Consider the following 12,938-nt stretch of genomic DNA (forward strand, 5'->3'; position numbering starts at 1 on the left):
CGGCTCGCAAGTATGAAAGCCACAGCACCCTGAATAAATATCGTCGAAAACCATTTAGAAAATTAGAGAAAAACAGGTGGTAAAAGTTAGATTAATGTTAGTTTTGCTTGCAGATATATTATAAATTTGAGGAAAAAAGGAAGAAGCCAACTGGATGTCCAGCTAGCTCCTAAGTCAAGGCTATCGGATTGTTGTAAAAGAGAATTGGTAATGTCTCTTGCCTGCGTCCACGGTGACGATGATATTCCGCCCTGGATTGAGGTCGTGAGCTGGCCGAAAAGATAACCCGTATACTGTGCCTGCAACAGTGCCGTAGATATATTCATTCGGAGCATCTGCGTAATGTAGCGCCATCCCTAGGTCGTTGCCGCGTGTACCTTTCCAATTGGCAGTAATTTGAGCATCGTTCGGCACATTGACCTCGCCATTGGTCGGATAAGTCCGCAGCATCCAGTTGTTAGAAAGGTACAGTTCGGCGCCTAACGCAACGGTTACAATGCCCGCAAAAAGGATGAAAATTCGCATCATCCGGCATGTCTCCTCGTGGTAGTGGTAGCACCAGTATGTCCGGGAGGCTTGCTGGTTTAGACAGGGGAGAGGGAGCGCAGGAGCAAGAGCAAGAGCAAGAGGGGTAGTGGTTACCCTACATGAGTCGAAAAAGCAGCAAAAGAGCGCAAAGGGGGTAGTGGTTACCACTCCGGTTGGCTGATACAAGCGAAAGAGTATCCCCAAGGGATACACATCAGCGATAGCCCGCCGAAAAGTGTCCGAGAGAGTATATACGCTCTTTCGCGCGCAGGGCGGGGTAGGAAAAAGAGCTCTGAGAAGCAGAGAGAGCAAATGAGCTCTCCCAGCAGGGAAACCGACGGTATTCCCCGCCGAAATGCCTCCGAGAGAGCAAATACGCTCTCTCGCACACCAGAAAGGGCCCAAAAAAAGAGCTGAGAGAGCAAATATGCTCTCTCAGCAAGGAATTCGGTGGAGGAATATCCGCAGCAGCGGCGCCATCCCTACTTCGTAAAGCACAGCAAATTATCATCGCTGTCCAAATGTTTAAGAATCTCCTTCTGGATCAGATCCAGATCTTTGGTGCGGAACGCATCCATGAGCTCTTGGTGATCGCGCTCCATATGGTCGAGGTTGTAGAACGAGATGTTCTTCGTGAAGTGGAGGCGGATTTGGTTGACGATGCTTTGCCAGGTCAGCATGACGGTCCGCTCGGCCGCCAGCTCCAGAATCGACTGGTGGAACAGGATGTCGAGGTCGACTAGCCTGCTCTTCTCGCCATTTTCGACGGCTACGCGCATTTCATTAATAATGACTTGCTGCTTCGCGAAGAAGCTGTCGTCTAGCTTGTCCAGATACCGCTTCACAACGAACCACTCAATATGGAAGCGGATCGGCATGAGAATGTTCTGCACTTCATCGGCGTCCAGATCAGCCACGATCGTTTCCTTATAAGGATACGACAGCAGCAGACCTTCGCGCTCCAGTTGGCGGATCGCTTCACGAATCGGACCGCGGCTGACACCCATTTGCTCGGCGATGTCCATCTCTTTAATGCGTGCGCCAGGGAGAAGATGACCGTTCAAGATGGCTTCTCGCAGATCATTCGTCACTTTTTCGCGAAGGGACGTGTTGGCTTGCTGCTTAAATGTAAACTCGGACATAAATAGTAGCTCCTTCGGCAACTGAGAGACGGTAGCGCTACATGAACAGTAAACGCTTTCCCATTATAAAACCAGTATACCCCGAATCGCTGCAAAATGCACCACATTGTACTTTGTCAACAATCAGCAACTGACAACGAGGATAAATATTGTTGACAATATGCGAAAATCGGAATTACAATAAACCCAACTAGTGAAAGCGTTTTACTGCATTCATATATTCATATACCAGCCTACATCTATCTGCGAATGGAGGATTTTAATGAAGATTACCGAAGTTGAATCCGTTTACCTGCGTATTCCCGACCTTGATGCTGAGCGCTGCGACGGCACTCAAGACACACTTATGATCCGCATTCATACCGATGAGGGCATTTTCGGCTACGGCGAGGTCGACTCTGTTCCTCTCGTGGCAAAAGCATGCATCGACGCTCCTCCATCCCATTCCATTGCGACGGGACTTCGTTCGCTGCTGATCGGCGAGAATCCGCTCGAGATTGACCGCCTCTGGGACAAAATGTACCGTGGCACCATCTACTTCGGTCGCGGAGGCCCAGCCATGCACGCGATGAGCGGCATCGACATGGCACTATGGGATATTGCCGGCAAGAAAGCAGGCCGTCCCGTATCCGAGATGCTCGGTGGCACTTACCGCTCCAAGCTGAAGGCTTACGCCAGCTCGCTCATGCCGGACACGATTGAAGAAGCGGTCCGCCTAGCAGGCCAGTTCGTGGAAGAAGGCTACAAAGCGATGAAATTCGGCTGGGGCCCGATCGGCCGCGATGAGAAATTCGACGAGCAGCAGGTTCGCGCGATTCGCGAAACGGTTGGTGCGGACATCGATATTATGATCGACGGCGGCCTCGTATGGGATTTGAAAGGCGCTCTCCGTATGGCGGAAGTGTACGAGAAGTATGGGGTATTTTGGCTGGAAGAGCCTCTTCATCCGGAGAACTTGGCTGACTACAAGGAGCTGTCGAGACGGACGACGCTTCGCGTTGCAGGCGGCGAGCAGGAGAGCGGCGTGACCGCGTTCCGTCGTCTCATTGAAGAGGGCGGACACGACATCGTGCAGCCGGACCTTGGCCGCTGCGGCGGTCTGACCGAAGGCAAACGGATCGCATATATGGCGCATGAGCGTCATAAGCTGGTGGTGCCGCATGCGTTTAAGACAGGCATCCTCGTTGCGGCGAGCACACATTTTGCAGCTTCGATTCCGAACGGCTTCATGATCGAGCATACGGCCTCGACTTCGCCACTCGCGCGCGAGCTCGTATCTGAGAAGATCACGTTCAAGGACGGATACGTGCACGTACCAGACCGTCCGGGTCTTGGCATCACCGTCGACGAAGCGGTTGTGGAAAAATATCGCGTCAACTAGCTAAGGAGGCGCAGCACATATGAAACGTTTCGAAGGAAAAGTCGCCTTCATTACAGGAGGCGCGACTGGAGTCGGCTACGCAGCGGCAGCAAGGCTCGCATCCGAAGGAGCCACGGTCATCATCACTGGACGCCGCGCCGATGTTGGACAACAGGCGGAAGCAGCGCTGCAAGCGCAAGGCTTCAAGGCGCAATTCATCGCTGGCGATGTGTCGGACGAGCAATCCGTTGCGGAGATGTTCGCGCAGATCGAGGAAACCTACGGCAAACTCGATATTCTTGTGAACAATGCGGCAACGTTCGAGCCGATGCGTTTCCTCGGTGCGGACATGAAGGATTGGCGCAAAGTGTTCGACATTATCGTGAACGGCACATTTCTCTGCACGCAAGCGGCTGCCAGGCTCATGACTTCCACTGGTACGCAAGGGACCATTATCAATGTTTCCTCCATCAACAGCAGCCGTGCGCTGGAAGAGTCCTCGAGCTATAACGCGGCAAAAGGAGCCATGGACCAGCTGACGCGGAACACAGCGCTGGAGCTAATCGACGTAGGCATTCGCGTCAACTCGGTTGCGCTCGGCTTCATCGAGACTCCGATGTCGGTGGTCGACGGTGTGAAGGAGCATGAGACGGACTGGTTCCAAGATATTTATGTCGCCCGCGGCAAAATCGCCCAAAGACGTCAGGGGCAGCCGGAGGAAGTGGCCGGCGTCATCGCTTTCCTGGCATCGGAGGATGCGTCTTATATGTGCGGTGCAGTTATTCCGGTCGACGGCGGATTGTCGATCACATTCTAATTCCAAGAGAGAGGTGCGGGCTATAAGCCTAGCGCCTCTTTAATCCAGAGAGGAGCAGCATTCCATGCAGCTGCAGATGCAGGCGCTTATCTATGAAGGTCCGAAAGAGATGAATATAAGAGAGGTAGACGCGCCGGTCGCGGGCGAAGACGAAGTCATTATTCGCGTTGCATTCACCGGCATTTGCGGCTCTGAGCTCAGCGGCTATCTCGGCAAAAACTCGCTGCGCAAGCCGCCGATGATCTTCGGCCATGAGTTCTCGGGTACGATTGCTGCGATGGGCAGTCGCGTGGAAGCCTCCGGCGCATGGCAGCTCGGCCAGCGCGTGACCGCAAATCCGCTTGTCACCTGCGGACACTGCGAGAAGTGCCTCACGGGCAAGCAACAGCTATGCGGCTCTCGCAAGCTGCTTTCGGCGGCATTGCCGGGCAGCAACGCGGAATATGTGAAAATTCCGGCTGCATTCGTATACGCGGTGCCAGATAGCATGACGCTGCAAACCGCAGCAATGGCGGAGCCGACTGCGTGCGCGGTGCGTGTGGCGGAGCTGGCAGCAGCAAAGCCGACGGATAAGGTGCTTATCCTCGGCATGGGACCGATTGGGCTGCTCACGCTGCAGGCCGTTCTGCAATATGGCTTGAAAGAAATTATCGCGGTCGACATGAACGAAGACCGCTTAGCCATCGCGCGTAGACTTGGCGCGAAGCATACGATCTGCCCATCGGCCGTTGACACGCTTGAGGAAGTGAAGCGGCTGACCGGCGGTACAGGTGTGAACGTCGCCATTGATGCCGTTGGCGCGGGGCTTACGCGCAAACAGGCCGTTATGGCTTGTACGACAGGCGGACGTACCATCTTCACTGGCTTGCACGAGGAAGAATCGGCGCTGCCGATCAACTTGGCGATTCGGAGCGAAATTACGATGACGGGCTCATTTGCCTACTCCGCGATGAACTTCCGTACGGCTCTACAGTGGCTGGAGGAGGGCCGAATTGCCCTCTCGGAAGGTGTCATCGAAGCACCGCTTAGCGAAGGCGCGAAGTGGTTCGAGACGCTGCTTGGCTCACCGGGCAACGTATCCAAAGTACTGTTAATCCCAGGAGGTGCAGCCTGACATGCCGCGTTACGAAGAATGGCACTCGCCAATTGAGGGCATCAGCCGCAAAATTTTCCCGCCAGGCAAAGACATGATGAGCATGATGATTACGTTCAAGACGGGCTCAATCGGTCCGGCGCATTCGCATCCACATGAGCAGCTGACGTTCGTCATCAGCGGCCGGCTTTCAATGACCATGAACGGTGAAATCATCGTGGCAGGCGCAGGCGAGCAGATCGTCGTGCCCGGCGATGCGGTGCATGAAGTGACGGCGCTCGAAGATTCGGTCGTCATCGAAATATTCACACCTCTTCGTGCAGACCTGCTTGCCACGATAACGGAATAGGAGTTGTTGCCGCTGTGGCAGTTACCGTAGATACGAACTGGACGTATAACGATATCCGCACCGTCGTGCTCGAGAATGAGAAGCTGCGTGTCATCGTCATGCCGGATCTCGGCGCGAAGATATGGCAGATCACGTTCAAGCCAAGAGGCAAGGACTTCCTCTGGCAGCATCCGCGCATCAAGCCTCGCAAGGTGGGGCTGCATACGAATTATGACGATCATTTCTTCGGCGGCTGGGACGAGCTGTATCCGAACGATATTGCAGAGTCGATCAATGATGAAATGCTACCCGATCATGGAGAGATTTGGACACTGGGGTGGCAGTATGCAATTGAGCGTGCCGATGCGGAAGCGGTGATCTTGCACATGTGGGTGGACACGCCGATTACGGCGAGTCGCCTAAGCAAGCGCATTACGCTGCGGGCAGGAGAAGCGAAGCTGCATTTCCAGCATGCGATTACGAATTTGGGCCGCAAACCGCAGCCTTACTTGTGGAAGCTACATGCTGCAATGACTGCGGATGAGCATTCTCGCATTGACCTGCCGGCACGCAATATGATGGTGGAAGGCTTCGGGTCCCCTCGCACGGGCAAGACTTCGTACACGTACGAATGGCCCTATGCAGAGGACGCAAACGGCGGGAAACACGATATGCGCAACGCATTATCGTCCGATTCCGGCGTCAGCGAGTTTCAGTATGCGACAGATATGAAGGCGGGCTGGTGCGCCCTTACGCATACGCGTGAAGGCATCGGCTTCGGCCTCAGCTATGATAACGAGGTGCTTCCAAGCTGCTGGTTATTCGCTTCCTACGGCGGCTGGCGGGAATTGCAAACGGTCGTACTGGAGCCGTGCACCGGCTACCCGGTAGGCTTGCAGGACGGCATCGAAAGAGGTACGCATCAAATTTTAGAGCCAGGGGAAACGGTGTCTTGCAGTATTGTCGCGAGTATTTATGAAGGGTTGTCTTCCGTAGACAACATTGACGCGAACGGCGAAGTGACAGGCACTGCATTTGTACCGGTACTGTAGATAAATGGAGGTTATGTAGCCATTATGAAGCTTATCAATTTTATTGAAAATGGAACAAGCAAACTTGGCGTCGCGACTGACGCAGGAGTCGTTGACGTTGCAGCGGCTGCTGCTCAATCTGGCGCACAGGTGCCGCTCTCGATTCACGAAGCGATTGAAGGTGGTGCTGCTGCGCTTGATGCGCTCCAGACACTCGCGGTCAGCGCGCCAACAGCAGCGCTGCGCAAGGAAGAGGAGCTGAAGCTTGGCGCCTGCGTGCCTGCTCCGAATAAGATCATCTGCGTCGGACTCAATTATCGTAAGCATGCGGAAGAGACAGGTTCGCCGATTCCGGCTTATCCGATTCTGTTCAATAAGTTTAACAATACGTTGTGCGGCAATGGAGATGACGTAGCGCTGCCGAAGGTTAGCGTGAAGGTAGACTACGAGGCGGAGCTGGCTGTCGTAATCGGCAAAAAGGCGAAGTATGTGTCCAAGGAAGATGCGCTGGACTACGTGTTCGGCTATTGCAACGTTAACGACTTGTCCGCGCGTGATCTGCAAATGCGCACGCAGCAGTGGCTGCTCGGCAAGAGCTGCGACGGCTTCTCGCCGCTCGGCCCTTACCTCGTGAGTGCCGATGAAGTCGGCAATCCGAACGACCTGTCGATTCGCACGATCGTGAACGGCGAAGTACGTCAGGACTCGAACACGTCAGATATGATTTTCCACGTGGATGAGATCGTCAGCTACATTTCGCAGCATATGACGCTTGTGCCAGGCGATGTCATCCTTACAGGTACACCTGAAGGTGTCGTCATGGGATACCCACCGGAGAAACAAGTCTATCTTAAGGATGGCGATGTTGTTACAATTGAGATCGAGAAGCTTGGCAAGCTGACAAATCGAATGGTTGCGGAATAGCAGTAGCAGCAAGGCCCGATTAGCGTCCTCGTTCATACAGGATTGTTGCTCGGGCTCTTTCTATTATTTTAGCTAAAATAAGGAGATGAGAGGCATGCGGTTTTGCACGATCACAGGCACATCCTTGACACCATCGGTAATCGGGCTCGGGACGGCGGACTTCGGCACAGCTTTGGATAAGGAAACCTCTTTTGCACTGCTTGATCGGTATGTAGAGCTTGGCGGCAATCTGATTGATACGGCGCATGTGTATGGCGCTTGGGTACCAGGCGGCGACGGAGCGAGCGAGACGTTGATCGGTCACTGGCTGCAGGAGCGCGGCGTACGAGACCGCGTGCTGTTGTCTACCAAAGGCGCGCATCCGCCGATGTCGGACTTCTCGCAGAAGCGGCTGGACGCCGAATCCATTCGCAGCGATCTGAACGAAAGCTTGGAGCGGCTGCAAACGGATGTTATCGATATATACTGGGTGCACCGGGATGACCCGGCACGTTCCGTGGAATCGATTATGGACGCGCTGCACGAGCAGGTGTCTTCGGGACGTGTGCGGTATATCGGCGCTTCCAACTGGACTAGCGAACGGATCGACTCTGCGAACCGCTATGCGCGGGAGAACGGACTGACTTCGTTCATCGGTAGCCAGCCTCACTGGAATTTGGCAGCTCTGAATCCGGTGCTTCCGGGGGATCTTATTGCGCTAGATGAGCATGAGCGTCAGTGGTATGCCGACTCTTCGGATATCGCTGTATTCGCGTATTCCTCACAGGCATCGGGCTTCTTCAGCGGTCGTTATAGCAGAGCGCAGAAGCCGGAAGGCGGGCGAGCGGATTCTGTGGGCAGCATGTACGCCAATGAAGAGAGCTACAAGAGGCTTGATCGGGTGCAGTCGCTTGCGGCGAATCTTGGCGTGACAGGCTCGCAGATTGCGCTGGCGTTCCTGACCTCGCAGCCTTTCCCAGTCGTTGCTTTAATCGGCGCGAACAAGCTTGCTTATTTGGAGGACAGCTGTCAGGCAGGCGACTTGGTGCTGTCGTCGGAGCAGCTTCGCTACCTTGAAACAGGGCAATAGATCCAAGGAGGAACAGACGTGAGCAATTATGAAACATCCTTTACAATCGAAGTGAAACCTGTGGAAGCCTCGCAAGTCGATTTAGTGCATAGGCAGTTCTCACAAGATGACTATTCCCTCCCCCAACATCGCAGGTATCAGGTTCAAAGTAATGGTGAAGGCGTATATTTGATAGCTTGGGATCGTGAAACGCCGATCGGAGGTTTTCTCGTAAGGTGGAGCGGGCCTCAGGACGAAGCCGTATCTTCTCGAATAGACATATCCAGAAGTGCTTTTCTTGAAGCCGGGCTGACAATTGACGAGTACCGTCGCAAAGGGGTCGCGACAGCAATTATACGTGAAGCTGAACGACTGGCAAAATTGCATGGTTGTACCCATATCGGCATGGAGGTAAGCAGCAACGATAACCCGGATGCGAACCGACTTTACAAGAAACTAGGTTACGTTGATTGGGGCTACGGCGACTTTACGATTAGCTGGAAGTGCATGGATGCTGACGGGAATTCAAGGGTAGACTCAGACGTTGTTACCTTTTTGCAGAAACCTCTTTAAAATAAGAGATTCCGTTTCGACGGAGAACGATAGCTCGATAAACACGAAGAAACGGCAGCCTCTACTGGCTGCCGTTTTCTCTATGAGCGGGAGTTCAGTGGTATTGTTTATGATTTATTCAGAAGGATGGCTTTTAAGAAGGAGTATAAGATAGGCTGGCGCTAAACGAAAGTTGGGTGATATCAGCTGCAGAGGGATCCGTCGACTGGAGCGTCCTTATACGTATCCCTATACGATCACCCGCAGCAACGACTAATGATCCCACATTTATATTCGTTGCAGTTCGGAAAGTGCCCGCTGTAATGATATTATTCGGAAATCCGAATCTTAGCGAGCTAGTTAGTGGAGTGGTCACGTAAGGTGAAGAGCTGTGATCAATCCCGCTATTAGGAACTGACGGTGCGAGGAACACAGTAAAGTCATATTGAAGACCGAGTGTATTTATAGAAACCACAGAAGCAACCAGTAGATCAGCACTAATTTGTAAGTTTTGAATCGTACCTGCAAAGGGAATTGGGAAAGCAAAACCACCTGCTTCGGGAGGCATAGTTGATTCTCCAGAACCGTCAATAACTTCAACCGTGTGATTACCAAAACCCATTAAAATTGGAGCAGCTGATACGACTGTAGCACCGCTAATAATGATCCCAGTTGAAAATGGAATTAATCCCCCAGGTCCTGCTGGTCCTGTTGGTCCTGCTGGTCCTGCAGCTCCTGCTGGTCCTGCAGCTCCTGCTGGTCCTGCTGGTCCTGCAGCTCCTGCAGCTCCTGCAGCTCCTGCTGGTCCTGCTGGTCCTGCTGGTCCTGCTGGTCCTGCAGCTCCTGCAGCTCCTGCTGGTCCTGCAGCTCCTGCAGCTCCTGCTGGTCCTGTTGCTCCTGCCAAACCAGCTGCTCCAAGTGCGCCTGCAAGTCCTGCAAGTCCTATAGGTCCAGCCTCGCCAATTGCTCCAGCAAGTCCTGCTAATCCTGCAGGTCCAAGCGCTCCTGCAAGCCCAGCAGGTCCAGCTTCTCCGATTGCTCCAGCAAGTCCTTGAAGTAATTGGGCTCCTTCTGCTGGAGGTCCTGCTGGTCCTCGGGGCCCTCGGGGTCCTTCTGGTCCCGGAGGTCCTGGAGGACCACTAAATCTACCCATAGATTCATCTCCTTATTGTTGAAGTGCTTCATTATATTCAAGTAAATGAAGGTAACTGGTAATAAATGCCTAAAACGTTTGGGAAATGGGTGATGATTTTTACTTAAATTTCCTTCCTATTATGTGATTGTCCCTATCAAAATATCTACTCCCGGATTAGAATGTTATAGGTTTGAAGACTAGGGAGTGGAGAGAGTGGAGGATCGGCCATTAATAGGGATTCTAGTATCCAATAAAAGTAATAGAAAGAGTGTTTTGGAGCTTTATCAGCGTTATGACCGTCTGAACCTTCACCTCTTCGCCTTTACTCCATCAGATATTAATTGGGAAAATCAGCGTATTAACGGACTCAGCTTGAATAAGGGCGTATGGAAACAAAGCTCCTTCGCTTTTCCTAAAGTCGTTTATAATCGGTCATTTAACAAAAAAACAATCACGATACAACGTCTTGAGAACGTGATTGGCACAAACAAATGCTTTAACAAGATTAACTTTTTCAGTAAATGGGATCTCTACAATCTATTCAAACAGTCAGAGCTTAACCCGTATATTCCAGAAACTCTTTCTTACGATCAAGCGAATGTATCCGAGCTATTAGAGAAATATCATGTCGTATATATTAAACCTGCTTATGGATTCAAGGGGAAGTCTGTATACCGGGTTGAACAAACGAATCATGGGGATGTCAACATTTCTTTGTACTCTTTGGCTCCGAGGTATATTTGCAGACACAATGAAAGCTATCAGGGAAAATTAGGTGAACTTCTCGGTTCAGAGAACTACATGGTTCAGCAAGGGATATTTATCCAGAAACTTAATCATCGATATTTTGACATTCGTGTCCTTGTTCAAAAAGATATTTCCGGAGCGTGGACGGTTTCCACACTCGCATGCAGAGTGGCTTATGAACATTATTTCAACACGAGTATGTGTGAATTCATCTATGATGCTGCAGAAGTTATTCCCTTAATATTTAGTCAGGATAAAACCAATGAGATCTTCCAATCTCTTCATGAGGTAAGCATTGCAGCTGCGCAAGTAGCAGAAGCTCATATAGGTTCATTGGGAGAATTGAGCGTGGATTTCGCAATAGACGAACAAGGTAAGCTGTGGATAATTGAACTGAACGGAAAACCTCAAAAAAGTATATACAAAGACATGAAGAGTTCAAAACATAAAAATCTAGTTTATAGTAGACCATTGGAATATGCTTACTACCTCTCTCATTCTTCAGGTTTCACACACGATTCCGCAAAAAGCTATGAGTAATGCACAGATAAACTTAACAGTTGCATTCTTAACAACACGTGCCTGTTGTTTGAATCTTACGCATGCATTCCGACCAGTTTATGCATTTACGACCTATACAATTGTCTAAAACCTCAATCATCAGCTCGATTTGTTTGGTTTTGTTCTCTAGCTCACAGCGTTTCTGCTTTACCAACTGTTCCCACTGTTCGGATTGGGGATCTCCTGTTTCATATCCGGTTAATAAAATAGCAATTTCCTGCATGTTAAATCCGGTATGCTGCGCGACTTTTATGAAATGAATCCGTTCAAGCAGACTTTCATCATAACGGCGTTGACCGTTTCTCCGTTCTGGGAAAGGTAGTAAACCAATGGATTCATAATATCTTAGCGTCGATGCATTTACATTTGCTTTTGCAGCTAATTGACCAATACTAAGTCCTTCCATAGCATTCACCCCTTGACATGAAGTTAGCTTCAAGTTTTACGATGGAGATAAACTCTTTCGTAAGCAGGTGTGATGAATTGGATAAAATCCCGGTAAAAATTTTTTGCTCCCATTGTCGTGACTTTAAATGGATTACAGCAGATCCTCATCCGTATAAAAATATGGCTTCAAACAAATTTCCAGTATCCGTTTGTTTGGATTGTAAAGAAGACATCGAAAGGCAATTACAAGAGTACTTTGATCGTGATCAAGACATGTTTAGATAATCTCAGGTTTTCAGATAGGAATACAAAGAGGCAGCCTGCATGAAGGATGCCTTTTTGTATGGAGTGACAATTGATACATATATTGGTGAAGCATAATATTATATACAATTTAGTAAACGCAAATATGTTAATGGAGGTTGTCTAAAATCATCTTTGAGAATCCATCGGCTAATCGACGTCTAATAAATAACGGGCCGCCGGAGAAATTCGGTCATACGTGGTTTTTCGGATGTATTCTCGCATATTTTGCTGCTGTTCGAATTCTCGCGCTACATAATAAGGATGGATCGCACGTCTCGTCCGATCCGTATGGTTGACGGTTCCCCCATGCCACGTGTGCGAGTTCAACACGATTACCGAGCCGGCCGGAGCCGTGACCACAATTTCGTCAGAGTGGGGATCTTTCAAATTCATCATATAATCGGCTGGTTTTCCAGCCAGTTTATGTGTGCCCGGCACGACACGGGTAGCTCCGTTCTCAGTCGTGAAATCGTCCAGCATCCAGATCGATATGGCCACATGATTGGGTTCATTGTCCATCCGACTGCCCCAATCCGCATGCAAATCCTGATGCCCGAATCCCGGAACAGCATCGCGGCCGTTCATGGCAGAGACCTTGAATTCGCGGCCAATTACGTGGTGAATGGCAGCCAGTATCTTGGGATGTGTATAGGTCCCGTCAAATACCTCCCCTTTATTCGCTAAATCCGACAGCCTACGGGTACCCTCCTCCTGGTGAACTTCCGTACCGGCTTTCGCCCCTTCCTGATCCATTAAGTATTCATACTGTTGTTGCAGCTTGCCCAACCACTCCGCATCGATCAACCGTTCGAACAAAACATAACCTTTCTCGTCGAGCGAGCGCTTCTCCTCGTCCGTCAACGTCGATCCGTTAACGTCATAATAATGAAGAGCATCTTGGATATTGCTTATAGTCGCGTTTTTCAATTCTTACGCCTCCGCTTCTTTCATTCTTAAACATTTGGTTTACTTAAATTGT

The 12,938-nt window shown here is 50.9% G+C and carries 15 protein-coding genes; 9 read left to right on the plus strand and 6 right to left on the minus strand.

Annotated elements, in window-relative coordinates; translation table 11 throughout:
• Positions 1-180: 180 nt before the first annotated feature.
• Positions 181-528, minus strand: a complete 348-nt coding sequence (locus BMY11_RS22665; protein WP_090581652.1) for a hypothetical protein — start codon at positions 526-528, stop codon at positions 181-183.
• A gap of 482 nt (positions 529-1,010) precedes the next feature.
• Positions 1,011-1,670 carry a GntR family transcriptional regulator gene (locus BMY11_RS22670; protein ID WP_090581654.1) on the minus strand — a complete coding sequence of 220 codons (660 nt, stop codon included), beginning with the start codon at positions 1,668-1,670 and terminating at the stop codon, positions 1,011-1,013.
• Positions 1,671-1,932: 262 nt separating this feature from the next.
• On the opposite strand from BMY11_RS22670, the gene BMY11_RS22675 reads away from it, so the two are divergent.
• From BMY11_RS22675 to BMY11_RS22710, 8 genes are all read left to right on the plus strand, one after another.
• A complete protein-coding gene (locus tag BMY11_RS22675) occupies positions 1,933-3,051 on the plus strand; it encodes a mandelate racemase/muconate lactonizing enzyme family protein (RefSeq protein ID WP_090581656.1) in 1,119 nt (372 codons plus the stop codon).
• A gap of 19 nt (positions 3,052-3,070) precedes the next feature.
• Entirely contained in the window at positions 3,071-3,847 is a 777-nt protein-coding gene (locus BMY11_RS22680) for an SDR family NAD(P)-dependent oxidoreductase (protein ID WP_090581658.1), read from the plus strand.
• 64 nt (positions 3,848-3,911) lie between these two features.
• A complete protein-coding gene (locus tag BMY11_RS22685) occupies positions 3,912-4,961 on the plus strand; it encodes a zinc-dependent alcohol dehydrogenase (protein ID WP_090581660.1) in 1,050 nt (349 codons plus the stop codon).
• Position 4,962: 1 nt separating this feature from the next.
• Positions 4,963-5,289, plus strand: a complete 327-nt coding sequence (locus tag BMY11_RS22690; RefSeq protein WP_090581662.1) for a cupin domain-containing protein — start codon at positions 4,963-4,965, stop codon at positions 5,287-5,289.
• A gap of 14 nt (positions 5,290-5,303) precedes the next feature.
• Positions 5,304-6,320, plus strand: coding sequence for a DUF4432 family protein (locus tag BMY11_RS22695; RefSeq protein WP_177182779.1), 1,017 nt, complete (start codon positions 5,304-5,306; stop codon positions 6,318-6,320).
• Between the two features lie 24 nt (positions 6,321-6,344).
• Complete coding sequence (locus tag BMY11_RS22700; RefSeq protein WP_090581667.1) at positions 6,345-7,223, plus strand: fumarylacetoacetate hydrolase family protein; 879 nt, start codon at positions 6,345-6,347, stop codon at positions 7,221-7,223.
• Positions 7,224-7,317: 94 nt separating this feature from the next.
• Entirely contained in the window at positions 7,318-8,292 is a 975-nt protein-coding gene (locus BMY11_RS22705; RefSeq protein ID WP_177182780.1) for an aldo/keto reductase, read from the plus strand.
• 18 nt (positions 8,293-8,310) lie between these two features.
• Positions 8,311-8,844, plus strand: coding sequence for a GNAT family N-acetyltransferase (locus BMY11_RS22710; protein WP_177182781.1), 534 nt, complete (start codon positions 8,311-8,313; stop codon positions 8,842-8,844).
• Positions 8,845-8,977: 133 nt separating this feature from the next.
• Here the strand turns inward: BMY11_RS22710 and BMY11_RS29115 are convergent, their stop codons facing one another.
• Together BMY11_RS29115 and BMY11_RS29120 are read right to left on the minus strand one after the other, a co-directional pair.
• The gene (locus tag BMY11_RS29115; protein ID WP_218150211.1) at positions 8,978-9,445 is read right to left on the minus strand and encodes a hypothetical protein; all 468 of its coding nucleotides are present in this window, start codon (positions 9,443-9,445) and stop codon (positions 8,978-8,980) included.
• Between the two features lie 62 nt (positions 9,446-9,507).
• Positions 9,508-9,762: a hypothetical protein gene (locus tag BMY11_RS29120; protein ID WP_218150212.1), complete on the minus strand. Its 255-nt coding sequence runs from the start codon at positions 9,760-9,762 to the stop codon at positions 9,508-9,510.
• A gap of 409 nt (positions 9,763-10,171) precedes the next feature.
• Between BMY11_RS29120 and BMY11_RS22720 the strand changes: the two genes are divergently transcribed.
• A complete protein-coding gene (locus BMY11_RS22720) occupies positions 10,172-11,245 on the plus strand; it encodes a YheC/YheD family endospore coat-associated protein (RefSeq protein WP_090581673.1) in 1,074 nt (357 codons plus the stop codon).
• A 28-nt stretch (positions 11,246-11,273) separates the two neighbouring features.
• Here BMY11_RS22720 and BMY11_RS22725 read toward each other — a convergent pair whose 3' ends face one another.
• On the minus strand, positions 11,274-11,672 hold the full coding sequence (locus BMY11_RS22725) for a helix-turn-helix domain-containing protein (RefSeq protein WP_090581675.1): 399 nt from the start codon (positions 11,670-11,672) through the stop codon (positions 11,274-11,276).
• Positions 11,673-12,106: 434 nt separating this feature from the next.
• The gene (locus tag BMY11_RS22730; RefSeq protein ID WP_090581677.1) at positions 12,107-12,886 is read right to left on the minus strand and encodes a phytanoyl-CoA dioxygenase family protein; all 780 of its coding nucleotides are present in this window, start codon (positions 12,884-12,886) and stop codon (positions 12,107-12,109) included.
• Between the last annotated feature and the right edge of the window lie 52 nt (positions 12,887-12,938).

This window comes from Paenibacillus sp. OV219, assembly GCF_900110075.1.
Classification (GTDB): Bacteria; Bacillota; Bacilli; order Paenibacillales; family Paenibacillaceae; genus Paenibacillus_Z.